Annotated in this window: 29 protein-coding genes; 14 read left to right on the top strand and 15 right to left on the bottom strand. The window is 45.7% G+C overall.

Annotated features, from left to right (window positions below; translation table 11 throughout):
* Positions 1–251 precede the first annotated feature (251 nt).
* Genes DSM107010_RS23415 through DSM107010_RS23405 form a run of 3 tightly spaced genes read left to right on the top strand, consistent with a single transcriptional unit; the run spans position 252 to position 2,572 of the window.
* On the top strand, positions 252–1,223 hold the full coding sequence (locus DSM107010_RS23415; RefSeq protein WP_106170153.1) for a CobW family GTP-binding protein: 972 nt from the start codon (positions 252–254) through the stop codon (positions 1,221–1,223).
* A complete protein-coding gene (locus DSM107010_RS23410) occupies positions 1,211–1,501 on the top strand; it encodes a hypothetical protein (protein WP_127024066.1) in 291 nt (96 codons plus the stop codon). The genes DSM107010_RS23415 and DSM107010_RS23410 overlap by 13 nt, the downstream gene beginning before the upstream one ends.
* Before the next feature lie 3 nt (positions 1,502–1,504).
* Positions 1,505–2,572, top strand: a complete 1,068-nt coding sequence (locus tag DSM107010_RS23405) for a WD40 repeat domain-containing protein (RefSeq protein ID WP_106218559.1) — start codon at positions 1,505–1,507, stop codon at positions 2,570–2,572.
* Here DSM107010_RS23405 and DSM107010_RS23400 read toward each other — a convergent pair.
* Positions 2,506–3,135, bottom strand: a complete 630-nt coding sequence (locus tag DSM107010_RS23400) for a DUF1802 family protein (protein WP_106169282.1) — start codon at positions 3,133–3,135, stop codon at positions 2,506–2,508. The genes DSM107010_RS23405 and DSM107010_RS23400 overlap by 67 nt on opposite strands.
* 488 nt (positions 3,136–3,623) lie before the next feature.
* Between DSM107010_RS23400 and DSM107010_RS23395 the strand changes: the two genes are divergently transcribed.
* Positions 3,624–4,223 carry a hypothetical protein gene (locus tag DSM107010_RS23395; protein ID WP_199755707.1) on the top strand — a complete coding sequence of 200 codons (600 nt, stop codon included), beginning with the start codon at positions 3,624–3,626 and terminating at the stop codon, positions 4,221–4,223.
* A gap of 71 nt (positions 4,224–4,294) precedes the next feature.
* On the opposite strand, the gene DSM107010_RS23390 is transcribed toward DSM107010_RS23395, so the two are convergent.
* From DSM107010_RS23390 to DSM107010_RS23380, 3 genes are all read right to left on the bottom strand, one after another.
* The gene (locus DSM107010_RS23390; protein WP_127024063.1) at positions 4,295–4,825 is read right to left on the bottom strand and encodes a DUF1269 domain-containing protein; all 531 of its coding nucleotides are present in this window, start codon (positions 4,823–4,825) and stop codon (positions 4,295–4,297) included.
* Between the two features lie 596 nt (positions 4,826–5,421).
* Positions 5,422–5,748: a DUF2973 domain-containing protein gene (locus DSM107010_RS23385; protein WP_106169280.1), complete on the bottom strand. Its 327-nt coding sequence runs from the start codon at positions 5,746–5,748 to the stop codon at positions 5,422–5,424.
* Between the two features lie 189 nt (positions 5,749–5,937).
* Entirely contained in the window at positions 5,938–6,273 is a 336-nt protein-coding gene (locus DSM107010_RS23380) for a DUF2605 domain-containing protein (RefSeq protein WP_015153826.1), read from the bottom strand.
* Positions 6,274–6,529: 256 nt separating this feature from the next.
* Here DSM107010_RS23380 and thrS point away from each other — a divergent pair, with 256 nt between their 5' ends.
* Positions 6,530–8,386, top strand: a complete 1,857-nt coding sequence (thrS, locus tag DSM107010_RS23375; protein ID WP_015153827.1) for a threonine--tRNA ligase — start codon at positions 6,530–6,532, stop codon at positions 8,384–8,386.
* A 254-nt stretch (positions 8,387–8,640) separates the two neighbouring features.
* Here the strand turns inward: thrS and DSM107010_RS23370 are convergent, their stop codons facing one another.
* Positions 8,641–9,702: a RuBisCO accumulation factor 1 gene (locus DSM107010_RS23370; protein WP_127024060.1), complete on the bottom strand. Its 1,062-nt coding sequence runs from the start codon at positions 9,700–9,702 to the stop codon at positions 8,641–8,643.
* Between the two features lie 317 nt (positions 9,703–10,019).
* On the opposite strand from DSM107010_RS23370, the gene ubiE reads away from it, so the two are divergent.
* Together ubiE and DSM107010_RS23360 are read left to right on the top strand one after the other, a co-directional pair.
* Positions 10,020–10,712 carry a bifunctional demethylmenaquinone methyltransferase/2-methoxy-6-polyprenyl-1,4-benzoquinol methylase UbiE gene (gene ubiE / locus DSM107010_RS23365; protein ID WP_015153829.1) on the top strand — a complete coding sequence of 231 codons (693 nt, stop codon included), beginning with the start codon at positions 10,020–10,022 and terminating at the stop codon, positions 10,710–10,712.
* Between the two features lie 174 nt (positions 10,713–10,886).
* Positions 10,887–12,125 carry a DUF445 domain-containing protein gene (locus DSM107010_RS23360; RefSeq protein WP_015153830.1) on the top strand — a complete coding sequence of 413 codons (1,239 nt, stop codon included), beginning with the start codon at positions 10,887–10,889 and terminating at the stop codon, positions 12,123–12,125.
* A gap of 25 nt (positions 12,126–12,150) precedes the next feature.
* Here DSM107010_RS23360 and DSM107010_RS23355 read toward each other — a convergent pair whose 3' ends face one another.
* On the bottom strand, positions 12,151–12,660 hold the full coding sequence (locus DSM107010_RS23355) for an allophycocyanin subunit beta (RefSeq protein ID WP_015153831.1): 510 nt from the start codon (positions 12,658–12,660) through the stop codon (positions 12,151–12,153).
* 269 nt (positions 12,661–12,929) lie between these two features.
* On the opposite strand from DSM107010_RS23355, the gene DSM107010_RS23350 reads away from it, so the two are divergent.
* On the top strand, positions 12,930–13,613 hold the full coding sequence (locus tag DSM107010_RS23350) for a hypothetical protein (protein WP_106168838.1): 684 nt from the start codon (positions 12,930–12,932) through the stop codon (positions 13,611–13,613).
* 63 nt (positions 13,614–13,676) lie between these two features.
* Here the strand turns inward: DSM107010_RS23350 and DSM107010_RS23345 are convergent, their stop codons facing one another.
* The 7 genes from DSM107010_RS23345 to DSM107010_RS23320 all read right to left on the bottom strand — a co-directional run bounded on the left by DSM107010_RS23345 (position 13,677) and on the right by DSM107010_RS23320 (position 18,745).
* Positions 13,677–15,050, bottom strand: a complete 1,374-nt coding sequence (locus DSM107010_RS23345; RefSeq protein WP_241994315.1) for a glutamine synthetase family protein — start codon at positions 15,048–15,050, stop codon at positions 13,677–13,679.
* Positions 15,047–15,208 carry a hypothetical protein gene (locus DSM107010_RS43080; RefSeq protein WP_199197711.1) on the bottom strand — a complete coding sequence of 54 codons (162 nt, stop codon included), beginning with the start codon at positions 15,206–15,208 and terminating at the stop codon, positions 15,047–15,049. The genes DSM107010_RS23345 and DSM107010_RS43080 overlap by 4 nt, the downstream gene beginning before the upstream one ends.
* 25 nt (positions 15,209–15,233) lie before the next feature.
* On the bottom strand, positions 15,234–15,347 hold the full coding sequence (locus tag DSM107010_RS43075) for an MGMT family protein (protein WP_199197710.1): 114 nt from the start codon (positions 15,345–15,347) through the stop codon (positions 15,234–15,236).
* A 96-nt stretch (positions 15,348–15,443) separates the two neighbouring features.
* Entirely contained in the window at positions 15,444–16,250 is an 807-nt protein-coding gene (locus tag DSM107010_RS23335; protein WP_373425487.1) for a PD-(D/E)XK nuclease family protein, read from the bottom strand.
* A gap of 31 nt (positions 16,251–16,281) precedes the next feature.
* A complete protein-coding gene (locus DSM107010_RS23330; protein ID WP_015153835.1) occupies positions 16,282–16,713 on the bottom strand; it encodes a DUF6335 family protein in 432 nt (143 codons plus the stop codon).
* Positions 16,714–16,886: 173 nt separating this feature from the next.
* The gene (locus DSM107010_RS23325; protein WP_106168840.1) at positions 16,887–17,678 is read right to left on the bottom strand and encodes an alpha/beta fold hydrolase; all 792 of its coding nucleotides are present in this window, start codon (positions 17,676–17,678) and stop codon (positions 16,887–16,889) included.
* Entirely contained in the window at positions 17,675–18,745 is a 1,071-nt protein-coding gene (locus DSM107010_RS23320; protein ID WP_015153837.1) for an AI-2E family transporter, read from the bottom strand. The genes DSM107010_RS23325 and DSM107010_RS23320 overlap by 4 nt, the downstream gene beginning before the upstream one ends.
* A gap of 49 nt (positions 18,746–18,794) precedes the next feature.
* Here DSM107010_RS23320 and DSM107010_RS23315 point away from each other — a divergent pair, with 49 nt between their 5' ends.
* The 4 genes from DSM107010_RS23315 to minE all read left to right on the top strand — a co-directional run bounded on the left by DSM107010_RS23315 (position 18,795) and on the right by minE (position 20,997).
* Positions 18,795–18,980 (top strand): hypothetical protein, encoded by a 186-nt coding sequence (locus tag DSM107010_RS23315; protein WP_127024057.1) that lies wholly within the window; start codon positions 18,795–18,797, stop codon positions 18,978–18,980.
* A 108-nt stretch (positions 18,981–19,088) separates the two neighbouring features.
* Positions 19,089–19,880 (top strand): septum site-determining protein MinC, encoded by a 792-nt coding sequence (gene minC / locus DSM107010_RS23310; RefSeq protein ID WP_015153838.1) that lies wholly within the window; start codon positions 19,089–19,091, stop codon positions 19,878–19,880.
* Positions 19,877–20,683 carry a septum site-determining protein MinD gene (gene minD / locus DSM107010_RS23305; protein WP_015153839.1) on the top strand — a complete coding sequence of 269 codons (807 nt, stop codon included), beginning with the start codon at positions 19,877–19,879 and terminating at the stop codon, positions 20,681–20,683. Before minC ends, minD begins: the two co-directional genes overlap by 4 nt.
* Before the next feature lie 38 nt (positions 20,684–20,721).
* Positions 20,722–20,997 (top strand): cell division topological specificity factor MinE, encoded by a 276-nt coding sequence (minE, locus tag DSM107010_RS23300; protein WP_041462942.1) that lies wholly within the window; start codon positions 20,722–20,724, stop codon positions 20,995–20,997.
* Between the two features lie 114 nt (positions 20,998–21,111).
* Here minE and DSM107010_RS23295 read toward each other — a convergent pair whose 3' ends face one another.
* On the bottom strand, positions 21,112–21,369 hold the full coding sequence (locus tag DSM107010_RS23295) for a hypothetical protein (RefSeq protein WP_127024054.1): 258 nt from the start codon (positions 21,367–21,369) through the stop codon (positions 21,112–21,114).
* Between DSM107010_RS23295 and atpD the strand changes: the two genes are divergently transcribed.
* Both atpD and atpC read left to right on the top strand, forming a co-directional pair.
* Positions 21,362–22,810: a F0F1 ATP synthase subunit beta gene (atpD, locus tag DSM107010_RS23290; RefSeq protein ID WP_015153841.1), complete on the top strand. Its 1,449-nt coding sequence runs from the start codon at positions 21,362–21,364 to the stop codon at positions 22,808–22,810. The two genes, DSM107010_RS23295 and atpD, sit on opposite strands and share 8 nt — an antisense overlap.
* A 123-nt stretch (positions 22,811–22,933) precedes the next feature.
* A complete protein-coding gene (atpC, locus tag DSM107010_RS23285; RefSeq protein ID WP_015153842.1) occupies positions 22,934–23,353 on the top strand; it encodes an ATP synthase F1 subunit epsilon in 420 nt (139 codons plus the stop codon).
* Between the two features lie 78 nt (positions 23,354–23,431).
* On the opposite strand, the gene DSM107010_RS23280 is transcribed toward atpC, so the two are convergent.
* Complete coding sequence (locus DSM107010_RS23280; RefSeq protein ID WP_241994314.1) at positions 23,432–24,313, bottom strand: ABC transporter ATP-binding protein/permease; 882 nt, start codon at positions 24,311–24,313, stop codon at positions 23,432–23,434.
* Positions 24,314–24,429 lie beyond the last annotated feature (116 nt).

Here is a 24,429-nt window from a genome sequence, read left to right as displayed (position 1 = left end):
ACAATTATCGCCCTGAGTGCTATAGTAATTTGAGTTAATCGTGGGCATTGCCCACCCTACAATGAAATTGTCTCCCTGTCTCTATCTGTTAGAGAGATTTAGCTCGCCTGCCCAAATTTAATTTTAAGTCGCTGTAGCGCAGGCTGCTACTCGCTCCAGTAATTACGGCGCAAATTGTAGTGCGCGTCAGGCTGTAAAATTGTATAGGAATGGTTATCATTCTAAATTATGTAAGGTAAACAAGTTGAGCTATGGTAACTACAGCAGCAGATAATGTAGTCCCCGTTACCGTACTGACGGGCTATCTCGGATCGGGTAAGACAACCCTACTCAATCGCATTCTGACCCACGAACACGGTAAGAAAGTAGCTGTAATTGTCAATGAGTTTGGGGAAGTAGGAATCGATAACCAATTGGTGATTGATGCAGACGAAGAAATCTTTGAGATGAATAATGGTTGCATCTGCTGTACCGTGCGCGGTGACTTAATTCGGATTATTGGTAATTTAATGCGGCGGCGCGATAAATTTGACCATTTGGTAATTGAAACCACTGGGTTAGCCGATCCTGCGCCCGTGATTCAGACATTCTTTGTCGATGAAGATATGCAAACCCAGCTATCTTTAGATGCAGTCGTAACAGTGGTAGATGCCAAGCACATTTGGCAGCACTGGGAAGCAGATGAAGCTCAAGAACAGATTGCTTTTGCCGACGTGATATTGCTCAATAAGATCGATTTAGTCTCAGCAGCAGAGTTAGCAGAATTGGAACGGCGAATTCGTGGCATGAATGCGATCGCCAAAATCTACCACACCCGTAACTCTGAATTGGGTATGGATGCACTCTTAGGCGTGCAAGCCTTCGATCTCAAACGTGCCCTAGAGATCGATCCAAACTTTTTAGGAGAAGATGCCCACGAACACGATGAAACTGTAGGTTCCATTGCCATTGTCGAACCAGGGACTCTCGATATGCAAAAGTTGAACGATTGGTTATCTTACTTATTGCAAACACAGGGACCCGATATCTTTCGCATGAAAGGTATTTTAAATATTGCTGGAGACGACCACCGCTACGTATTTCAGGGGGTACACATGCTATTTGAAGGTACGCGCGATCGCCCCTGGAAATCTGACGACGAAAGAAAAAACGAATTAGTATTTATCGGGCGCAATTTAGATGCAGACAAGCTGAAAGAAGATTTTCGGGCTTGTTTGATTTAAGGGAGTCGGGAGTCGTAGGGGCGGGTTTTTTTGAAGATCCTGGCGAACAACAAATAGTTCCGCTATCTAAACCCGCCTGTACAGGAATCGGGGAAGGGAGACAAGGGAGAGGGGGGAGACAAGGGAGAGGGGGGAGACAAGGGAGAGGGGGGAGACAAGGGAGACAAGGGAGACAAGGGGGAATAATTACCAATTACCTATTACCAACTACCCATTACCTATTACCTATTACCCATTACCAACTACCAACTACCCATTACCCATTACCAATTTTCTAAATTATGAAATTCCCCACAACTAGCAACCAATTACTCGAACTCCATACATGCACAACTCTGGAGGATTACGTCACCGCGATCGCTTGGTCGAGTGACGGTCAAATCGTTGCTAGCGACGCGGCGGGAGGGGTGACACTGTGGGATGGGGAAACACTCGTTCCTCTACAGACAAATAGTGGTACATCAGTTGATTGTCTCGCCTTCTCTCATGACGGGCAATTTCTGGCTACAGGAGGACAGGATGGACGAGTTAGAATTTGGCGCTGGTGCGATCGCCAATTGATTGCCACTTTGGAAAATGCTCCTGCTTGGGTGGATAAGTTGGCTTGGAATCCTAGAAGTAACCAACTAGCTTTTAGTTTGGGGCGCTACGTCCAAGTGTGGGATGCAAATACAGAGGAGATTGTTGTTACTCTCAATTTTGAGAATTCTTCTGTATTAGGAATAGACTGGCATCCAGATGGACAGTATTTGGCGATCGCGGGATATCAGGGGGCAAAGGTTTGGGATGCAACAGATTGGGATGACGATCCGTATATTATTGATATACCATCGGCAAGTCTGGCGATCGCTTGGTCACCTGATGGCAAATATATCGCTTCTGGAAACATGGATCGGACGATTACAGTTTTAGAATGGGGCAATCCCAATCCCTGGGTGATGCGGGGCTTTCCTGGTAAGATTCGTCACCTAGCTTGGTCAAGTATTAAGACGCAACGAGACGCACCGCTACTTGCCTCAGCTAGCGTTGAAGGGATTGTGGTATGGGAAAAACTAGAGGATGAAAATTTAGGCTGGGATAGTAGATTGTTGCAGCGACATACAGATATCGTACAAGCGATCGCCTTTCAACCTGGTAGTCTACTTCTCGCTTCGGCGGCGGTTGATGGTTGGCTGTGTTTGTGGCAAAAAGCCAAGCGTATCGCGCAGTTAATCGACGATGCAACTGATGGGTTATCTTGTCTAGCTTGGCATCCCCAAGGGCAAAAATTAGCAGCAGGGAGTCAAGCAGGGGAATTGTTGCTGTGGTCAAAAGCTTCGCGAGGAACTGGATTTGGTCGCGGTAAATAGTCGATCGCCTGCCGAATTTCTGAAACTTTTTGCTCGTAGGTGACATCATCTAAAACTGGTTTAGCAGCCTCAAGATCGATCGCTTCATTTAAATCGATCCACGATCTGCAACCCCCATATTCAACACGATAGGAAATTTGACGCGATCGGGATAACTTATAAGCCCGCAAAAGTAAGACATACACGGGTTGACGGGGTTTCCATTTGAGGCGATCGCGAATAAATTTTTCGTTCCAAACATGGAACGGTAGCAAAGCATTCACAATTGTCTCGTCTAACACTGGCACAATATCAGTAATCTTTGCCCAACTGCCGATTTTAATTGTATCTGGATGCCAACCAGATGCTACCGGAGTCACTTGCGCAGCATACTCAGGCTTGAGTAATTCGGGCTGTTGGTGTTCGTAAGTGGGGTAAAGCAGAACCTCGTCGCGATCGACTTGAAATTGTCCGCCACTTTCACGGATACCACCTTTACGCAATAGCAAGAGCGTTTCGCCCCGTTCGATCGCGTTAACAGCAACCGCCCATTCCTTAAGTGCGTGGATTGTGGTTAGTAACATCGGTAAATCTCTATAATTTGCCCTCTCTAATAATTACCACTTCTATTGTGTTGCTGCCATCAATTCAAACAATAATTTGCTAAACAATAATTCGACTAGGGTAAGTGACGATAAGTTCCTGAAAACATTGTCTAATTAAGTATTCTCATAACCTGCGATCGCATTCACTGATGCGGTCTTTTTTTTGTTGTGGAACAGCATAGTACTTCTCTCGATCTCCATCCTAGTAATGGTTTGGTCAAGACGAATGGCGATCGATAGCACAGCTAAATAAAACTACTGTATAACTTTAAAGCAATTTATAAAACAATTGGGAACTAAATCAAACACAGCAACGTTTTTCGATGATTTTCTGACTCAATTATTTAAGCAAATTGGCTGATTTGAAATCATAATTATCGTCGTCAGCACTGAAATTTCTTTGTTAGTATTGCCAAGACAGTTACAAAGTTATTGACTGTAACACCACAGCAAGTGAGGAAATAAAAATGGGCGGAAATATAACTAAGAAAAGCTTGAATACAAAACTTTTTAGCTTACTTGGAATTGCTGGTGCTAGCGCTTTACTCGGTTTACCAGCGTTTGCTCTACCTAATTCCTCCGATGGAAATACCAGACAGTTTTTAGCTCAGTCTACTTCTAGCCCTAGTAGTGGCAGTGGTTCTTCTACTGGTACAGAAATGTCACCAGGCAGTAGCACGACTCCAGGTAGTAGCACGACTCCAGGCAGCAGCACGACTCCAGGCAGCAGCACGACTCCAGGCAGCAGCACGACTCCAGGTAGCAGCACCACTCCAGGTACTACCACTTATCCTGGCAGTACGACTCCAGGCAGCAGCACGACTCCAGGCAGCAGCACGACTCCAGGTACTACCACTTATCCGGGTACTGGTTCTGATTCCAATGGCACTACGACTCCTTCTAACTCTGGTAGCGGCACGATGACTCCGGGTAGCAGCACCACTCCAGGTAGCGGTAGCATGACTAGCCCTAATAGTTCTAGTGATTCGGAGATGACCCCTAGCAGCAAGCCCAGTGGCTCTAAGAAAACTCCATCTCAAAGTGGTTCTCAGACAACCCCTCGATAAAACATTAGCGGCTAGCAGTCAGTCAACAAGTATTTAATTCCGAATTCCGAATTCCGAATTCCGAATTCTACCTAACCGCTAGCCCCATTTGTCAAAATTCTCTGGGCGCGGCGTGCTTCTGCATCCGTGCCTTCTACGATGACTAAATACTCTTGTGGGAAAGAGCGATCGCTTTCTACATTTGGACTTACTGTCAGTCTGTCAGCGCAGTTTAAGGTTGAGATCGCACCACCACAAGCCAATCCAATTCCCGTACCGAATAAAGTCGCAGCTAAAGTTGTTCCTACCGTGCCAACAGCTAACGTTGGAGCAACTCCTGGTACCAGTAAAATACCAATACTTACTAAACAACCACCGATCGCGCCGACTGTGCTACCGACAATCATGGCACAGGGCGATTTTTCTGTTTGTTCTGTTGCGAGTGCGCCAGCTTGAGTTCTCTGAATTGCCGCTCTCAAATCTGCCAATAATGCTGCATCTTTACTGGCTACAGAAATATGACTAATAGGAAAACCCGTACAATATAATTTGGCAAATGCTTGTTCTGCTTCCTGACGAGTTGTAAATGTACCCACGGTGCATCTATGTTTTACTAAAACCATCTGCTCCTCCTCTAAATCTGCTTTGTTCGATAGTTATTAACTGTTGTTTAGCCACCATCACTCAGTCATACAGGCAACATTACCAGTTGCACCTACTTAGAGTTAGGCTTATTTTTCGTTTTTATATCTTGCTAAAAACAACTTAGATCGAACAAAGTAGTCGAGAGAAGAATTGAAATATAATGATAAGCTTTATCGCTAATTTCTTTGAGATTTCAATCTTGAAGTTAAGAGATATTAAGGTGTCCGAGCTACGATTGAAATTAAGTACAAATATCTAATTCCTCAAATTATTTCATGTATCAAAGTTAAGGATAAAAATGTTTCTTATGCAAAATATCTGCGATCGCGTAGACAGTCAAAAGTTGTAGGGGCGGGTTCACTGAAAATATTTGCCCTATTCAAAATTGTTTGATAACCCCGCCTGTACAGAAGTCAAAATCGATCGCCCCTCACTCCTAACTATCCAATGACCATAAAAAAACTCCATTTATCACGCAGGGCTTTGCCCTGAATAAATAGGAGTTGATGTATATAGTTAAAGTTTGTAGTTAAAAAGTTTTTACTTGATGTAAAGCAGACAGAGTTGATTCAAATTATGCTTCTTCCTCCTTGCTTTCGCTACTACAACCAGGAGAAGCCTCATAAAGTGCGTCTAATTGGGCGCGGGCATCTTCAACATCAATAGACCGCATGACTAACAGCGGTTCTCCGATAGGGTTACCAGCTGCGTCCAGTAATTCAGGGTGAGGTACGGAGCGATTTGAGATATAGGAAAGATTTCCTCTATTTTGCATGGGCGATCGCGGTGCAGCAAACGTGCGATCGCGCTCGAAACTGAACATAATTAAGTTGCGAATTAGATTGCTTACAGCTATCAACGCTAGGATAGTAAAAGCAAGGATGTAAAGTAAGTGTAACATCGAGTTTTTTCTCCAAGCCAGCCAGTCTATACAGTTTTTTGCGAGTTTTTACGAACTTTTACCGCTTTGCTAAAGGCATTGACCGTTATCTCTAGCATCACAGAATTTGCTTCGATATACAATCGTCTACTCAGAATATTTCAGTCAAGCATGTATATTACAAGGAACACTTTATCTAAATAAAATTCTTTAAAGTTCTACCTCTGGCTGTGTTGCCTGCTCCGACCGGAAGCGAATTGCGACTTTCCAACATTCTGTCACTAATTGATGCCAGGGTACGAGCGTTGCCATGTCAATGCCTACTTGTCCCCCAGTTGCCTGAAACATGAGCTGTGCTGTACTTACCTCCTGCTGGGCTTGCTTAACTCTTGCCAACAATTCAGATTGCTGTTGCGGTTCTAAAAATGAAACTTTCTCATTTTCTAAAAACGTTTGCGATCGCCCGAACCAATACTTAAAATCTTCAAGTAGCGGTTGGAGTAAGGTTTTTAACAACTCAGGTTCTGGCAAGTTTTGATTAAGCATGAATGAAAAGTAGATTACTAACCTACCACTAATTTTAACTTAGTTCAAGATTCTTTACATTCTGTCATTAGAAGTAACTGGGAGCAGGGAGCAGGGAGCAGAGAAAAGAGAGCTGAGGAAGCTGAGGAGGTTGAGGGAGCTGAGGGAGCCAATACCAACTACTAACTACCAATTACCACTCCCGACTCCTGACTCCTTACAATAGAAGGCAAACGGTATTGGTTTACAGTCTCATCAACATAGTTTTGTAATTAAAATGTCTAGTTCAGAATCCCATTGTCAACCGGAACAGCAGGAACAAGCACCGCAGGAAAAAATTTATCTCCCTCGCACCAGTGAATCAGAGACATTGCAGAAAATTCGCCACACTACCTCTCATGTCATGGCGATGGCGGTGCAAAAGTTATTTCCTAAAGCACAGGTGACTATTGGACCCTGGATTGAGAATGGATTTTACTACGATTTTGACAATCCCGAACCGTTTACAGAAAAAGATCTCAAAGCCATCCAGAAAGAGATGGTGAAGATTATCAATCGTAAATTGCCTGTCATTAGGGAAGAAGTCAGCCGCGAGGAAGCCGAACAGCGGATTCAGGCAATTAAAGAGCCGTATAAACTAGAAATCCTGGCAGATATTAAGCAGGAACCAATCACGATCTACCATTTGGGGGATGAATGGTGGGACTTGTGTGCTGGACCCCATCTTAACAACACGGCAGAGTTGCAACCCAAAGCAATTGAGTTAGAAAGCGTTGCTGGGGCATACTGGCGCGGTGATGAAACCAAGGCGCAGCTACAACGAATTTACGGCACGGCTTGGGAATCAGAACAGCAATTAGCTGAGTACAAGCGTCGTAAGGAAGAAGCCCTCAGACGCGACCATCGCCGCTTAGGTAAAGAACTAGGACTATTTATCTTTAGCGATGAGGTGGGACCGGGTTTACCCCTGTGGACTCCCAAAGGAACACTATTACGCAGTCTTTTAGAAGATTTTCTCAAACAAGAACAGCTCAAACGCGGCTATCTTCCTGTGGTAACGCCCCACATTGCCAGAGTCGATTTATTCAAAACCTCTGGTCACTGGCAGAAATATAAAGAGGATATGTTTCCATTGATGGCAGAGAATGAGGAAGCAGCAGCCCACGAATTGGGTTTCGTTCTCAAGCCGATGAACTGCCCGTTTCACATCCAAATTTACAAGAGCGAATTACGTTCTTATCGCGAATTACCAATGCGGTTGGCAGAGTTTGGAACTGTATACCGTTACGAACAATCGGGCGAATTAGGAGGTTTGACGCGGGTGCGTGGTTTTACGGTAGATGATTCTCACCTATTCGTGACTCCAGAACAACTCGACAGCGAATTTCTCAATGTGGTGGATTTGATTCTGTCGGTATTTAACAAGTTGCAACTGAAAAATTTCAAAGCAAGACTGAGTTTCCGCGATCCGGCTTCGGATAAGTACATTGGTTCTGACGAGGCGTGGTCAAAAGCTGAAGGAGCAATTCGCCGCGCTGTAGAAAAGCTAGAAATGAACCACTTTGAAGGAATTGGGGAAGCAGCATTCTACGGTCCCAAGCTCGATTTTATTTTCCAAGATGCTTTGGAAAGGGAATGGCAGTTAGGTACGGTACAAGTTGATTACAACTTACCCGAACGCTTTGACTTGGAATATGTTGCAGAGGATGGCACGCGCCAGCGCCCAGTAATGATTCACCGCGCTCCATTCGGCTCGTTAGAACGGTTAATTGGGATTTTAATTGAAGAGTATGCAGGAGACTTTCCCTTGTGGCTAGCACCCATCCAAGCTCGATTAATGCCCGTCAGCGATGCTCAATTGATGTTTGCTAAAGAAGTCGCAGACAAGATGCGATCGCTCAACATGCGCGTAGAAGTCGATACCAGTGGCGATCGCTTGCCGAAAATGATCCGCAATGCTGAAAAGGCAAAAATTCCCGTCATGGCGGTTGTAGGGGCGAAAGAAGTGGAGTCCGATAGTTTGAGTCTCCGCGTTCGTACTGCTGGTAAACCATCGGCAGATCTCGGCACGATCTCTGTCCCTGCGGTGTTGGAAAGGATGCAAAAGGCGATCGCCAACTACACTAATTTCTAATCCTGAGTATTACGCCCCCATTAAAAAGCGGAAACGACACACCGTCAGCCTCGAGCCCCCAACCGCCTTAAAAAGGGGGCGTTAAATTTCCCCTTTTGAATCGGACTCGATTCCCCAACCCCCTTAAAAAGGGGGCTTTGTTTCCCCCCTTGAAAAGGGGGGCTAGGGGGGATCTTCGAGGAGCGATCGCTTTTAACTGAACCGTATTGGGGGCTAGGGGGGATCGAGATCTGCAACTTCAAGCGCGTAACTTTTTACTCGTCGATCTGCCAAGAATCCTTCGTTAACTCTTCATCAATAATGTGCTTGGGACGCACGACAACAACAATTTTTCCCAGTAACTTGACATCTGGTTGAGTTTCAAACCAACCAAAGTCAACTTCCCCCGCTGCATCATAGACAAAATAACTATTGACATCCCATTCTCTAGCGTGACGGTCGGCAATGACTAGAACTGGTTCCGATGTTGTAGCTGATTGATTGGGGAGGCGATCGCTTTGACACAAAATTGCGATCGGATCTTCAGCACTGCGGACTGTTTGCCAACCTGGTAAGGCTACCCAAGCCTGTTCCCCAGCAAACTTGACAATCCGAAAAGGCTCTACTGCTTCTACTATTGGTACAGCTTGAACTTCAGCCGATTTTAACGGCATTTCCCCAACAACTGCAATCAATCGCGGTAATTGATCTTCGGAGTCTGGACGATAAAAAGGGATGGTTGGAGCCGGACGCTTGGGAACGACGGTAAAATCGACAAGCAACTGTTCGATCTTTTGTCTTGCCGTATCCGAATCGGCAAACCTTAGCCCCTTAGCAATTAATCGCGATCGCTCTTGTAAATCTGATTTTTGTCGTGCCAGTCGCCAACACTGATAAGCAATTGCATCCCCTGGACGATCGGCAAATCCTTCGGGTAAGTTACGCAGGCGAGAAAATTCTTTCATATCCCGTGCCACTTCCTTAGCCATATCCGCATCTAAGTTGTGAGCCAAGATAAATTCTGCTGCGGCGACTCGTTCTGCATTATTGAGCAACCGCAGTTCGTACAAAATATCGCTGCCTTTTTGAGTAAAGCGCGATCGCACTGCCTCAGAAGCATTTGTTTTTTCTAAAGAAGTATAAACCTGCGCGCCTACAATCACCTGATTTTGTTGCACTGGTTCAAATCCCGTCGCTTCAAAGATCTGCTGTGGTGTTTGCCCTGCTTTTTGCAACTGGGCGATCGCTTGACCCCATTCCACCCAACTACCTTGTTTTTGCCGCAGGGATGTCAGCGTGGCTTCGATGTCGAGTTGGTTGGAGGGCGATTCAGTCATGATGAGGAGTGAGGAGCGAGGAGTGAGGAGCGAGGGAACAAAACGTTTATTATCCGTTGTTTGATTATATATGTAAGAGTTTTATTAGATTGACCTATTTAAAATTTCTTGCAGTGCAAATGTTTGCCTAGTCAGAACCAGCCTTATCCTAATTTAGAGGATAGTAACTAGCTTTTACTTCCTCTTGTCTACTCCTTCTTGTCCTCCTTGTCTCCCTTGTCCCAATTTTGAATTTTGAATTTTGTTCCCCTTATCCCCCTTATCTTCCCCCTCTCCCTTATCCCCTCACTCCTCACTCCTCACTCCTCACCCCTCATATGGAAGTTCAACAGATATTCGATCGCATTGCCCCAGTTTACGATCGCTTAAATGACTTGCTGAGTTTAGGTCAGCACCGCATTTGGAAGCAAATGACAGTTAAGTGGAGCCAAGCAAGCTTGGGGGATACCTGTGTCGATCTATGTTGTGGTAGCGGCGATTTAGCGCTGCGTCTCGCCCGTCAAGTAGGAGCTAACGGACGAGTATACGGGGTAGATTTTTCATCGCAACTGCTGGCGATCGCCCAACAACGCAGCCAAAGCCAATATCCCCAACCCCCGATTTCTTGGGTAGAAGCAGATGTATTGAATTTACCTTTTGCCAATAATCATTTTGATGCTGCAACGATGGGCTATGGACTGCGCAACGTTATCGATATTCCTTGTTGCTTAAAAGAACTGCATCGAGTTCTCAAACCTGGCGCTAAAGCGGCAATTTTAGACTTTCATCGTCCTGAAAATCCTCAATTTAGAGCTTTTCAACAATGGTACTTAGATAATCTCGTCGTTCCCGCCGCCCGTCACTTCAATCTCACGGAAGAATACGCCTATATCAGCCCCAGTTTAGATCGATTTCCTTCAGGTAAAGCACAAGTTCAACTCTCGCAAGAAGTAGGGTTTGCAACAGCCACTCACTACCCAATTGCCAACGGTATGATGGGGATATTGGTCTTAACTAAGGGATGGGGTTAGGAATTCGGAATTCGGAATTCGGAATTCGGAATTAAAACACGCACTACACTCTTTCCCGACTTCTGTACGGGCGGGTTTTGACCGAGAATTCATTGCCTCAGTTACTATCTATTTGCGCGCACCCGCCCCTACGACTCCCCATTTCCCACTCCCTAACTCTCATCTCCTGCTTGTATGGATTGGTCTCATTTCTGGGTTTATGTTAGTCCGCCGATCGCGGGAGCAATTATTGGCTATTTCACGAACGATTTAGCCATTAAAATGCTGTTTCGTCCCTACCGAGCGCGTTATTTTGCCGGAAGACAATTACCTTTTACTCCTGGTTTAATTCCTCGCAACCAAGAACGCTTGGCAAAGCGGGTGTCGGACACGATCATGGGTTCTCTGCTGACACCAGAGGAATTGCAGAAGTTGACGCGGCGATTGCTGCAACCGGAGCGAGTGCGAGGAGGGATAGAATGGCTGTTAAGACTGGCGATCGAACAGGTTCGTACTGATAGAGATCAAAGAGCAACCAAAATTCTGGCGGGAATTTTACGCGATTTGGTTGGGGAATCTTTACCGCGTTTGTTTAAGGTGTTGTTGCGACGAGAAGAGTTTTTAGGCACTCAACTCAATCAAATTTTCGACCAGGTATTACTTGAGTTTCAACTCAGCGACGAGCAAGCGGGGAGGTTAGCTGATTGGTTGCTGCAAGTCGTTCTTCCACCAGACGCAATTCGGCAGTTAGTCATCGATCTTTTAACCGATCGCACAATTCAAATTATTGATGAGAGTTTTCGCGAAAAAACGAGCGGTACGTATTGGGTAGTTGCTAACTTATTTGGTTTGCGTAACACTTTGGCGCGCCTGCGAACGTTTTGTTTGGACGAAAGAGAAGTTACGAATGCGCGGATTAAGGAGTTAATTCAAGAGCTTCAAGTCCGCGAGCGCCTTAAAGTTTGGTTGAAAAGTTTATCGTTGCAAAATTTACCTGTTTCTACTGTAAAGCAATTACGCAATACAATTCGAGAAACAGCAATCGGCTATTCTCAAATTCACGGACCAGAGTTTATTCAAGGATTTAGCGATTCGATTGATTGGGAAAATACTGCTAGCGTGCTGCTCAATCGTTTGCGTAACTCTCCTGCTTTCAGTTCTTCTCTAACCGCGATCGGTCAAGAGTTATCTTTAATTTTGGAGCGTTATTTAGAGCAAGATTTAGAAAATTTGGTGGCACAGGCACTTCCAATTCTATCGATCGACCAGGTAATTATCGATCGCGTCAAATCTACCTCTCCTGCCGAATTAGAAGCTGCGATCGAAGGAATTGTCAAAAATGAGTTACAGGCAATTGTTAACTTAGGTGGTGTTCTCGGTTTTGTCGTGGGACTATTTCAAGCCGGATTGTTATTTTTCCAACAAATTCAGTAGGGTGGGCATTGCCCACCACACTTTGCTAAATTTCCGTTTCGCTAATCTCACGCACGACGTAATCGAATGGTTCATCGACAAACGTAATGTTAGTCATTCCAGCCGTCACTAACTTTTCTTTGACGATATTTTTCATCAGCTGGATACTTCGAGCAGTGGGACCTAAAGGGATTCCTAGAGAGTTGAACGTATCTCGCAAACCAGCCAGCAATCGTTCGTCTAAGACGCTAGCATCTCCAGCCACGATCGCATAGCTACAATATCGCAAGAAGTAGTTCATATCTCGCACGTACATATTGTAGCGGCGTGTTGTGTAAGCATTGCCACCTGGACTAACTAGCTCTGGATATTCTTGGAATAATAGACTAACTGCTGTTTTGACAATCTCAGCTGCATTGGAACCAATAACGCCTGCTACCTGTACCCGTTTCTCACCATCAGCTAGAAACTCTTTCAGAGTCTCAACAACCTCGCGATTTAAAGAACTACCCGTTAAATCGCAATTCTTGGCTACGCTTGTTAATTTATCTTGCATTAGATTCCTCTCCGAAACGTTTATATTAAAACAACTATTCCGCTGGAAACCTGAAGCTAAAAGAGTGATATATCGTTCTAAAAATTGGGTCTTAGGATTGAGTCTACCATAACGATCTGCTCTAACTATTTTGCTCTAACTATAATGAGATTATTGGTATTCATCTGTAGCGTAGCTGCATAGTGACTCTCTACAAATTTATGCCATCTGCTCAAAATGAGTTGGCAGAGATAGGCTTGAGATAGCACGATCGCAGGAGATTGTTGAGGATGAGATCTCAAGCAGAAAATGGCACTTCAATTCTGGAGCGAACAAAAGATTGGGTAGCTGCGGCTGGCGATACTTTTAGCCATACGATCGCGCGGATAACTACCACAACTCAAGATGCTGCTGGCAGTCTAGCAGATAAGGCGATCGCACCGATTGCCTCCACGCAGGCGACTGTGTTTCAGAGTTGGTTAGAAGCACATCCAACCGTAGAGCGATCGCTACAAGTTCTGAATTGGGCAATAGAACACCCCATTATAAGTGTAATTATACTGTTATTTGTCATTGCGATTGCCTGGAGTTTAATTAAATCTATCGGACGCTTGCTTGAAAAGTTCTGTTTGTCCGTATTACAAATGCCGCTGAAATTAGGGTATTTTTTAATTCAAATGAGCTGGCGATCGCTGCATAAATTATTCGCTCGATTTAGCCTAAAATCTACTCGAAGAAACATGCATCAAATGCACGTCGTACCGACATCAGACGCGCAAACAAATTATACCGACCAACACCAGCGACTATTAGAAATTTCTGCTAAGTTAGCCCTGCTTAATCAAGAGCAAAACGAGTTGATGCGCGAAGCTCTATCAATTCTTAGCTCAAATCAAATTGCCACAGAAGATATTCCCACAAATTTTCAGCCTGAAGTCTTTTCAAATATTGATAAAAGCATATTTCAAAGTTAGTAAAGTGGGCATTGTCCACCCTACTTTGAACTTTTGACTTTGAACTTTTGACTTTTGACTTCCTTAATATCTTTCCAATAACAACTTTACTTCTTCTTTCAACGCCCAATCTTTCATGGCTTCCCACTCAGCCAGACGGACGGCAATGTATGCTTGAGCGAGTTCTTTGCCTAAAGCATCGAGGAGAACTTTATCGGTTTGGAGATGCGCGATCGCCTCACCTAGATTTGTTGGTAGGGCATCAATTCCCTTCGCTGCTCGTTCCGATTGGGACATAGATCCTGGGTCAACTGCGATCGCCTCTTTTGGTTCGAGTTGACGACGCACGCCGTCCAATCCAGCGGTAATGACTGCGCCTAGAGCGATGTAGGGATTGGCAGAAGCATCAACAGTTTTGATTTCAATCTGCGTCGGACTGGGACTTGCAGGATCGCTAGGGACTCGGATCGCGGCTTCGCGGTTGTCGTATCCCCAAGTGCGAAAAGCCCCACTCCAGGAGTGAGGGCGAATGCGACGATAGGAGTTGATACTAGGGGTAGTCAGTGCCATCAAGGCGGGTAAATGCTCCAAAATGCCAGCAATAAAAGCACGGGCAATTTTTGAGATTCCAGGCGCGTTCCCAGTGTCGGAAATCAGATTTTTACCATCTTGCCAGAGACTCAGGTGCAGGTGACAACCACTACCCGCTTGTTCGGCAAAGATTTTTGGTAGAAACGAGGCTTTGAGTTTGTGGCGCAATGCTACTGCACGCACGGTTTCCCGAAAAGCAATTTGGTAATCTGCTGCTGACAAAGCGCGGGTGTAACGCACTGAAATTTCATGTTGTCCGCCACCAGATTCGGGATGGTACTGTTCTACAGGGATATTTTGGGCGAGGAGGGCTTCAGCAATTTCGTTAATAACTGCTAAATTAGCATCCATCGCGAAAGTAGAAGCAAAGACCGTGCGATCGCCTGGTTCTACTCCCAATCCATTCTCAGCGGGATGGAGTAGATAAAATTCATTTTCAAACGCTGCCATCACCTCTATCCCTGCTTCTTGCGCCGCCGCGATCGCTCGTTTCAAAAAGTCTCGCGGACAGTAAGCCCAAGGAATGCCATCTTGCATCATATCGCCAATCGCGCGAGCGTGACCTGTAGAATAAGGCAGTACGCTCAAGGTATTCCAATCTGGGATTAAGCGAATTTCACCTACAGGACTCAACCCCGTTTCCGCCACTACCGCGTCGTGCATCACGGGAACCGCTTGCTGTGCCGCACTAATGCCGACTCCATAATCCACTAGCTGAGATAACGCGCCGATGTGTATTGCTTTGCCACGAATGATATTGGCATTGTCGCACCAGAGAATACGAATAAATTGCACCCTACTTGCCTGTAAGGTTTTATAAATCGTGTCTTGCATCATGGCGCTTCCTGCATTGCCGTGGAAATTCATTTTTGAGGTTCCGTATACTGTTGCTTTGAATACCTTTGCTCTAACTCCAGTAGTGCTTGCTTGCAGGTAATTCCCCAGCGATCGCCTTCTAAACTACCTGTAGTAACTACCCGAATGACAGGTAAAAATGAGGGCAATTGGGTTAGTCGCACAGGCACGGACAACGGCGCGGATGGCAGTTGGCTACCCGATACTGCGGGTAATATCGCTGTATGTTACGGTCGTACCAATGGGAATGGTTTGTAGCGCCTGCCAAACTTGCAGTTGAAATGCAGTAGCTTTGACATCATAAGGCAAATCGGGGAAGAGCGAACGACCACTGAGATAATTTGTTAAAGATTCTACCTTTGACGTATTCGTGCATCGGCTAGTTGTAATAGATGGCGTTAAATCTCAACCAAGAGAAACTTCTGGAATATCTACTAAATCGGGCAACCAATTTTGACTGCTAGCTGCTGAATCGTCGCGATCGCGATCGCGCTGGCAACGAGTGGCAAATTGACAATATTCGCAGTTTTTATTTCCTTCTGGAATTTGCGGAAATGGTTCGCCTAGTTCGTAGCATTTCAACCAATAGGTAAATCTATGTAATAACTGCTGTAATTCTTTAGCTGTTTTTTCGTGTTTGGCTTGACTGTAGGTAAATTTAATCTGGTGTAACGATTTTGGCTGCGCTACTTCTAAAGAAGATGGGACATACCAATAAGTCATCGAAATCTGTTCTGGCAGGTAGTCGCTGGTTGCGGCTAAGACATATAAATATAGCTTTGTCTGCCAATTCTTTTCGAGCTGAGCTTTTTTTGGTAATTTGGGGTTTGTCTTCCAGTCGAAAATTTGGGCTTGGCGATCGTCTGCGATTAATAAGTCGTAAATAACCGATAATAAATAATCTTGCACTTGCAGCGTGCGGTAATGTTCGCTTTCGCGAAAAATCTGCCGATTTGCATCTAGATTTAAAATTTCTGGTGCAGCAGTCGCAAAGGCATTCATCCAGTGTTGTAACTGGATGTCTTCCTGCACTAAAGATTCAATTGGCAAGCCCAATTCTCGCTGTTGCATCAGCAAGTGAAACCGACTTCCCCAAGCTTGTCTTTCTTGTTGTTCCGATGTCGTAGGCGAACCGAATAGATCTAAATAGGTATGTTGAAATTGACGCGGGCAACGTTCTAGCAAGTTGAGTTGTCCTTGAGATAGACGCATCATAGTGCGATCGCAGGCGATTTGATTCAAATTATTCTCCGTGTTCTCGATAATCTTCTGACGATTCAGGGTTGAGTTCCCAGCGTTCGAGATCGCGTTGCTGCAAATTTTTCCAGGTTTCTACTGGCTGTCCGTCTATTGAGGTAATCCCCATTGAATGCAACAGATTTTCAGTCACGCTTTGATCGGGGGTGGGATTGTCTCCCCCAACTGCTTCTTCGCCGACAACCTCGGCTTGATACCAATCATCGTCAAGATCGCCGCCCGTCACGTCTTCACCATAGATCGATGGATTTTTCAAACGTTTCAGAATCGTACCGATTTCCGCGTCGCGATCGCTCAATTCCTCGAAGACTATGTCGATATTGTCCGTACCAATGAGATCTGCTAATAACAACTCTTCATTTTCAACTGATGGCTTTGATGAAGGGTTGACTGCATCAGAAGGATTTGTACCTGCCATAAGACTCGCTCCTTGCAGCCTAGATAAGAGATGGTTCTCTGTCTCTTGATACTTACAATTTTAACCCTAACTATGCCAGCTCTCAGTAATTTGTAATACTTAGCGTTATGGCTGTCATTTGTCATTTGTCATTTGTCGCTTGTCATTTGTCATTAAACTAACAGGCGATCGCCTCAATCTAACTCAACTTGCTTAATAAAATCAAGCGCGATCGATGCAAGTTTTTCGGGATGCCAAAGCATCCATTCATGATAACCTTCTTTAACAATAGTTAGCGTGGAATTTGGAATGAGATTAGCCATGTCTCGTGCTACAGATAATGGTGTAGTTAGATCTTTCTCCGACCATAATATTAAGCAAGGGGCTTTAATACTAGGTAATAAATGTGTCGAGTCTTGATACAATGAAATGAGTAAGGCATAAATAATATTTCCAGTATTAAATAAGAGATTATGAGTAAAGACTTTAGGAATATCAAAAAACTGTAACTTTAGCTTGGGAATAGAAATTTGAGCGGTCATCTCAATTGCTCTACGCGGTACAATTTCTGGAATAGATACAGATGGAATTCCCGTGCTATCTAATAAAACCAGACTTTTTACCCGCTCTGGAATGAGAGTAGCTAAAGTAATGGCAATTCCTCCACCTAACGAGTGTCCCACTAGATGCACTTGTGGAAGATTTAGTGCTTCTAAGAATGAAACAATGAATTTTGCATAGCTGTGGTAATCAGGAATTAGATTATGGTAGGAGGAACGAGCAAAACTAGGTAAATCGGGAGCGATGACAGCGTGTTGTTCGGCGATGAGTTCTAAAACTTCTTGGTAAGGCTCGGATGAGATTCCCCAGCCATGTAAAAACAGAATGGGAGTTGAAGAATGCCGAACGCTTTGCTGATAAAAAATGCTGCAATCTTGCACTTGGATGCGATAGTCAACAAAATGATTTAAAGTTTTAGCACTCATATTTCAACTTGTCCTCTTGTTTCTTTGTCTTCCTTACTTTCTTTTTCTCCTTGCCATCGGTTGAGAATATCTTTAACCAAAACTTCTTTTAACCAAATTTGAGTCACGATTAATAATGGAATAGCAAGAAATAAGCCTAAAAAGCCGAACAAACTGGCAAATACAACGACAGCAAGAATAGTGAATACAGGTAATAAAGAAACTTCCCGTTGCATGATTATTGGTACGAGTACTAAACTTTCAAACTGCTGAATTGCTAGATATAAAACAATAACCGCTCCAGCTTTCCAAGGAGCGTCTAAAAGCGCCAGTAAAACCGGAGGAATGACGCTTAAAGTAGGTCCCACGTTAGGAATAAATTCCAATAAGCCTGCTATTAAAGCATTCACTAAAGGTAATGGAACTCCTAAAAGAGATAATCCAATAAAAGAGACGACTCCAATCCCTACCATTGCAAAGAGAGTGCCTTTAATCCAACCAACTAAAGAGTCTTCGCATTCTGAAAGAATTTCGTCCACTCGACGACGATAGAAAGCAGGAAAAGCAAGAATCAACGTGCGGCGATAGGGGACGGGATTGAGTAGCAGCATAATCGTGAGGACAAAAAATAGGAGGAAATTCACCACCGCTGCCAAAGAGTTATTCAACACGGTGACAAAGTTACCTAATATTCCCCCTACAAAAGACTGAAGTTGTTGAGTCAGATTGCTCAAGGGTGGGGCGGCTTCTAAAACTCGTCCGGGAATTAAGCTGCGTACCCAGTTATACCAGCCAAGCACCCGATCCGATATTTCTGGCAAGAGCTTTACCAACTGTTGCAATTGCTCTACAATGCGCGGCACGACGATCGCGAAAATCCCAGCCACGATCGCGAGTAAGGCAATAACCGTAATTGCTATGGCAATCCCGCGCTGGATACGATAGCGCTGAAGCAACCGCACGACTCGGTTGAGAACCGTTGCCAAGACAACAGCAGCGAATATGAGCAAAACAACTTGTCGCAGTTGCCACAGAACGTAGAGAGAGATAATCAGGGCGAGAAAACCAATCCATTGCCCGATCCGCACAGCACCGCCTCCATTTTTTGGCTATTGCCAGCAATTTTGCTGTTACTGTATGCCCTTGCCGCGATCGGTGTCTTCCTCCTTAGGGGGAAGGGAGCGCACGAGCGCACGAGCAGGGGGACAAGGGGGACAAGGGGGACAAGGGGGACAAGGGGGACAAGGGGGACAAGGAAGACAGGGGGGACAAGGGGGACAAGGAAGACAGGGGGGACAAGGGAGAATAATTATCAACAAATGACAATTATTAACTTCCCTAAAAAGTTTTCCGCTTCAATCCATTTAATATGTTATGGATATATGGATATTTGGTAAGTCGGTTCGCGTGCCTCTGCTGACCTGATACTACATGACATCTGATTCTGCCCATTCAGAACTAGTTCCAACTATTACTGCGCCTTCCCCAGAGGCGATCGCTAGTTTACAAGTTCGCCTCAAAAGTGAGGAAGGACGGCTGGTGTTAACGCTACCAGCAGAAGGAGAACCCTCGGCGCTCAACTGGTCGGATCTTTGGATACAGTTAAAACAACGGTTGCAGGGAGGCGATCGCTTCTGGCAACCAAATACGACTGTCGATCTCATGGCAGCGGATCGGTTGCTGGATGGCAGACAACTGAAGGCGATCGCTGATGCCTTGTGGGAAGTCCAATTGCAACTGCGACGTGTCTGTACGACGCGCCGTCAAACTGCTGTAGCCGCCGCTACCGCAGGTTATTGCGTCGAGCAACAAGCCCCACCAGTATCGGCAATCAATCAACTCCCGGCAGCATCGCCCGTGCCTTTAGCAGAACCGCTGTACTTACAAATGACCGTGCGATCGGGGACGGAAATTCGCCACCCTGGTACGGTCGTGATTTTGGGCGATCTTAACCCAGGTGGAAACGTCATTGCCGATGGAGACATTTTAGTCTGGGGGCGATTGCGGGGAGTTGCCCACGCAGGAGCCAGCGGTAATACTAAATGCCTAATTGTTGCCCTGCAAATGGAACCCACGCAGTTAAGAATTGCCGATTCTGTAGCTAGAGCGCCAACAACGATACCAGATCGGTTTTATCCTGAAGTTGCCTACGTTACACCCGAAGGCATCCGCATCACAAAAGCCGCTGATTTTTCTAAGTCCCAGTTTATATCTAAGCCATGACTCGCATCATCGTCACAACATCTGGAAAAGGAGGGGTGGGTAAGACTACCTTCACAGCCAACATTGGCATGGCACTAGCCCGCATGGGGCGCACGGTTGTCCTAGTCGATGCGGATTTCGGGCTGCGTAATTTAGACCTACTGCTAGGTCTAGAAAACAGGATAGTCTACACTGCCGTTGAAGTTGTCACTGGAGAATGTCGTTTAGAACAAGCCTTGGTTAAAGATAAACGCGAACCAAAACTAGTCCTGCTACCAGCCGCCCAAAATCGTACCAAAGAGGCAGTAACCCCAGAACAGATGAAACAACTGGTGGGGACTTTGACCAAAAGTTATGAGTACATAGTTATAGACTGCCCAGCCGGAATTGAAACGGGCTTTAAAAATGCGATCGTGGCAGCGCAAGAAGCAATCATTGTCACTACACCAGAAATCGCCGCAGTCCGCGATGCCGATCGCGTAGTCGGTTTATTGGAGGCGAACGGAGTCAAGCAGATTCAGTTAATTGTCAACCGCCTGCGCCCCGCGATGGTGCAAATGAATGATATGATGTCAGTGCAGGACGTGCAGGAACTTTTGGGCATTCCCCTATTAGGCGTAGTCCCAGAAGACGAGCGCGTGATCGTTTCCACTAATAGAGGCGAACCCCTGGTTTTAGCTGAAGACCCTACCCTAGCTGGTAAGGCATTTGATAATATTGCCCGCCGATTAGAAGGCGAAAAAATCGAATTTCTCGATCTCCATCCCGTGCATGAGGGTTTTCTTTCTCGTCTGCGCAAATTGTTGTGGACGAAACTAATTTAAGCCCCAATTTAACAACCTGCAACCTGCATCCAGATGCCATGTTTAGCGATCTTTTAGATAAAATTTTTTCTAATAATCCGAACGATAACAACAGTCGTTCTCAAGTCAAGCAACGGCTGCAATTAGTAATTTCCCACGATCGCAGCGATTTGAGTCCGCAAACAATCGAAAAAATGCGGCGGGAAATATTAGAAGTGGTTGGTCGGTACGTCGAACTGGATGTAGAAGGGATGGAGTTTTCTTTAGAAAACAACCAAAGAGCTACGGCTTTAATTGCTAATTTACCAATTCGGCGAGTGAAAACAGACGAATGAAACGTGGTAATTGGTAGTTGGTAATTGGTAATTGACGATTGATAGTTCTTGCTCCTGTACCCCTCTGCACCTGAAGCTCTCTTCCCCGACTCCCCTGTACGGGCGGGTTTTAAGTCACAATTTATAGACGGAAGCCGTGAATCTGCTGGCTAAACCCGCCCCTACGACTCCCGACTCTCGACTCCCGACTCCCTGATAACTGATAACTGATAACTGATAACTGATCGGTGGTACTCTGGAAGATGGCAAGTTTATGTCTGTCTGTAAAGATGGCAAACTCGCATCCGTCTGAATGATGGCAAGTTTGTAGATAAACTGTCCGACCGGATCTAAAACATAGCTGAAATCGAACTTAGGCGAGAGAATGGTCACCACCGCAGAAAAAACAGGTATTGGATACATTACACAAATCATTGGTCCTGTTGTAGACGTAAAATTCCCAGAAGGCAAACTGCCAGCGATCTACAACGCTCTGACTATCAAAAGCACCAATGAAGCTGGACAAGAAGTTTCTGTCACCTGTGAAGTGCAGCAACTTATGGGCGATCAACAGGTGCGTACAGTTTCCATGAGTTCCACCGATGGTCTAGTTCGCGGGATGGAAGCGGTTGATACAGGCGCTCCCATTTCCGTACCAGTAGGTAAGGCTACCTTGGGTCGAATTTTCAACGTCTTGGGCGAACCCGTAGATAACAGAGGACCTGTTAACACAGAAGAAAAATTCCCCATCCACCGCGAAGCACCCAAACTCGTAGATTTGGAAACCAAACCTTCCGTGTTTGAAACGGGGATCAAAGTGGTTGACCTACTCACACCCTATCGACGTGGTGGCAAGATCGGTCTGTTCGGTGGTGCTGGTGTCGGCAAAACCGTAATCATGATGGAGTTGATCAATAACATTGCAACTCAACACGGCGGTGTGTCTGTATTCGGTGGCGTGGGCGAACGCACCCGCGAAGGAAACGACCTTTACAACGAAATGATAGAATCTGGGGTAATCAATAAAGATGACCTCAACGAGTCGAAAATCGCTCTGGTTTACGGTCAAATGAACGAACCACCTGGAGCCAGAATGCGGGTGGGACTATCAGCGTTGACAATGGCTGAGTATTTCCGCGATGTCAACAAGCAAGACGTATTGCTGTTTATCGACAACATCTTCCGTTTCGTCCAAGCGGGTTCGGAAGTATCCGCACTACTAGGACGGATGCCTTCAGCGGTAGGATACCAACCCACTCTGGGTACGGACGTAGGCGAACTGCAAGAGCGGATCACTTCGACTACAGAAGGTTCTATTACCTCCATTCAAGCCGTTTACGTTCCAGCGGACGACTTGACCGACCCCGCACCAGCAACGACCTTCGCTCACCTAGACGGTACTACCGTACTGTCTCGTGGTTTGGCGGCTAAGGGCATTTATCCGGCTGTAGATCCACTGGGTTCTACTTCCACCATGTTGCAACCCAATATCGTCGGTGACGATCACTACGGTACAGCTCGCGCCGTTCAAGCGACCCTCCAGCGTTACAAAGAACTGCAAGACATCATCGCCATTCTGGGGTTGGATGAATTGTCGGAAGAAGACAGACTGACAGTCGCACGGGCGCGGAAGATCGAGCGCTTCCTCTCGCAGCCGTTCTTCGTAGCTGAAGTCTTCACTGGTTCTCCTGGTAAGTACGTGAAGCTAGAAGAAACAATTAAAGGTTTCAAGTCAATTCTGTCTGGAGAATTAGACAGCCTGCCAGAACAGGCTTTCTACATGGTAGGCAGCATTGAAGAAGCAGTCGCCAAAGCGGAAAAAATGAAAGGTTAGTGGCTAGTGGCTAGTGGCTGGTGGCTAGAAAAAGACTAACCACTAACCACTGCTCGCTACTCCTGTACGGGCGCACAGCTGTGCGCCCCTACTCACTATTTACTACTCACTACTCACTTTTCTATGACATTGACAGTTCGTGTAATTTCCCCAGACAAGACTGTTTGGGATGCTTCAGCTGAAGAAGTGATTTTACCCAGTACCACTGGACAACTGGGTATTCTCAGCGGACATGCTCCCTTATTAACTGCCCTCGATACTGCCGTGATGCGCGTTCGTCCTGAAAAAGGGCAAAGTTGGGTGGCGATCGCCCTGATGGGTGGATTTGCCGAAGTCGAGAGCGATGAGGTGACAATTCTCGTCAACGGTGCAGAACGTGGCGACAAAATCGATATGGAAGCCGCCCGTGCTGCATATAACGAAGCTCAAACTAAGCTCAACCAGGTTCAAGGCGCTTCTCGTCAAGAACAGATCCAAGCAACTCAAGCGTTTAAACGCGCTCGGGCTAGGTTTCAAGCCGCAGGTGGTATGGTTACAGTTTAATCGTTTCTTGCCGATATTTCTATGTAGGGGCGCACATCTGTGCGCCCCTAAGAATTCTACGCTTCTCAGAACGTAAAATCAAATTTGCTGGGTCTGCTGGTATTCCTCAGCTAGCATCAACTGCCAGCGAGTGTCTTCTGCTAAGTTTAGTACATACTTGTGATACTGCAACAAACTAGCACGGTGTCCGACACTAATTGTCGTAGTTTCCATTGCTTTGAGTTGTTGGTAAAGACGTTTTTCGTTAGCCAGATCCAACGCGCTTGTTGCTTCATCCAAGATCGCGTAGGCTGGTTGAGTCAGTAAAAGCCGCGCAAACGCAAGCCGCTGCTGCTCCCCTAAAGAAAGTACGTTCGCCCAGTCTAATTGAGCATCAAATCCCCCTACCCTTTCTGGTAAATCTGTTAAGTTGACTTGTGCTAATATTTGACGCAATTGCTCCTCATCAATTTGGCGATCTGTATGGGGATAAAGTAACTGGCTGCGTAAGGAACCTAATACCATGTAGGGACGTTGGGGCAAAAACAGCATTTCTTGGAGCTGCGGACGGGTAAGGTGACCTGTACCCGCATTCCACAGCCCTGCGATCGCTCGTAAAATCGAACTTTTACCGCTACCGCTATTCCCCACTAATACTAGCCCTTCTCCTGGCTCTAAACTGAGCGATAAATCTTCAACTAAAGTTCTTTGATGGTTGGGAGTCAGCAGCGTCACGCGCTGCATGGCTAGTTTGGCAGCTTCTGTTACGTCGATTGTCGTCGATCCAGGCTGTACCTGAGATGGGTTTTCTAAAGCATTGGTAAGGCTGCTGAGACGCTCGACTCCCGCCGCGAAAGCTGTTAAGTTCTCAAACTGATCTACGACAATAGATAAGGCATCGAAAATTTGTCGAAAGGCGATCGCTGCTTGGGCAAACGTCCCGAATTCCGTGTTTCCGGCAAAGTAAATTGGTGCGACCACTAAATAAGGCAGTGCGTAAACAAAGTAGTTGTAGCTAGTATAGCAATCCTAAATAGGATGTATGGTTATCCATACATAAATGCCTTGTCAAAAGTAAAGTATTGCTGATGGGTGAC

This window comes from Chroococcidiopsis cubana SAG 39.79, from assembly GCF_003991895.1.
Taxonomy (GTDB): domain Bacteria; phylum Cyanobacteriota; class Cyanobacteriia; order Cyanobacteriales; family Chroococcidiopsidaceae; genus Chroococcidiopsis; species Chroococcidiopsis thermalis.
The sequence above is the reverse complement of the archived record's forward strand: the minus strand, read 5'-3'. Positions and strand labels throughout refer to the sequence as shown.

Bases quoted from the DNA above. Each gene is read 5' to 3' on its own strand.
- DSM107010_RS23415 (WP_106170153.1), top strand. From the start codon at position 252: ATGGTAACTACAGCAGCAGATAATGTAGTCCCCGTTACCGTACTGACG.
- DSM107010_RS23405 (WP_106218559.1), top strand. From the start codon at position 1,505: ATGAAATTCCCCACAACTAGCAACCAATTACTCGAACTCCATACATGC.
- DSM107010_RS23400 (WP_106169282.1), bottom strand. From the start codon at position 3,135: ATGTTACTAACCACAATCCACGCACTTAAGGAATGGGCGGTTGCTGTT.
- DSM107010_RS23395 (WP_199755707.1), top strand. From the start codon at position 3,624: ATGGGCGGAAATATAACTAAGAAAAGCTTGAATACAAAACTTTTTAGC.
- DSM107010_RS23390 (WP_127024063.1), bottom strand. From the start codon at position 4,825: ATGGTTTTAGTAAAACATAGATGCACCGTGGGTACATTTACAACTCGT.
- DSM107010_RS23385 (WP_106169280.1), bottom strand. From the start codon at position 5,748: ATGTTACACTTACTTTACATCCTTGCTTTTACTATCCTAGCGTTGATA.
- DSM107010_RS23380 (WP_015153826.1), bottom strand. From the start codon at position 6,273: ATGCTTAATCAAAACTTGCCAGAACCTGAGTTGTTAAAAACCTTACTC.
- thrS (WP_015153827.1), top strand. From the start codon at position 6,530: ATGTCTAGTTCAGAATCCCATTGTCAACCGGAACAGCAGGAACAAGCA.
- DSM107010_RS23370 (WP_127024060.1), bottom strand. From the start codon at position 9,702: ATGACTGAATCGCCCTCCAACCAACTCGACATCGAAGCCACGCTGACA.
- ubiE (WP_015153829.1), top strand. From the start codon at position 10,020: ATGGAAGTTCAACAGATATTCGATCGCATTGCCCCAGTTTACGATCGC.
- DSM107010_RS23360 (WP_015153830.1), top strand. From the start codon at position 10,887: ATGGATTGGTCTCATTTCTGGGTTTATGTTAGTCCGCCGATCGCGGGA.
- DSM107010_RS23355 (WP_015153831.1), bottom strand. From the start codon at position 12,660: ATGCAAGATAAATTAACAAGCGTAGCCAAGAATTGCGATTTAACGGGT.
- DSM107010_RS23350 (WP_106168838.1), top strand. From the start codon at position 12,930: ATGAGATCTCAAGCAGAAAATGGCACTTCAATTCTGGAGCGAACAAAA.
- DSM107010_RS23345 (WP_241994315.1), bottom strand. From the start codon at position 15,050: ATGAATTTCCACGGCAATGCAGGAAGCGCCATGATGCAAGACACGATT.
- DSM107010_RS23335 (WP_373425487.1), bottom strand. From the start codon at position 16,250: ATGCGTCTATCTCAAGGACAACTCAACTTGCTAGAACGTTGCCCGCGT.
- DSM107010_RS23330 (WP_015153835.1), bottom strand. From the start codon at position 16,713: ATGGCAGGTACAAATCCTTCTGATGCAGTCAACCCTTCATCAAAGCCA.
- DSM107010_RS23325 (WP_106168840.1), bottom strand. From the start codon at position 17,678: ATGAGTGCTAAAACTTTAAATCATTTTGTTGACTATCGCATCCAAGTG.
- DSM107010_RS23315 (WP_127024057.1), top strand. From the start codon at position 18,795: ATGCCCTTGCCGCGATCGGTGTCTTCCTCCTTAGGGGGAAGGGAGCGC.
- minC (WP_015153838.1), top strand. From the start codon at position 19,089: ATGACATCTGATTCTGCCCATTCAGAACTAGTTCCAACTATTACTGCG.
- minD (WP_015153839.1), top strand. From the start codon at position 19,877: ATGACTCGCATCATCGTCACAACATCTGGAAAAGGAGGGGTGGGTAAG.
- minE (WP_041462942.1), top strand. From the start codon at position 20,722: ATGTTTAGCGATCTTTTAGATAAAATTTTTTCTAATAATCCGAACGAT.
- atpD (WP_015153841.1), top strand. From the start codon at position 21,362: ATGGTCACCACCGCAGAAAAAACAGGTATTGGATACATTACACAAATC.
- atpC (WP_015153842.1), top strand. From the start codon at position 22,934: ATGACATTGACAGTTCGTGTAATTTCCCCAGACAAGACTGTTTGGGAT.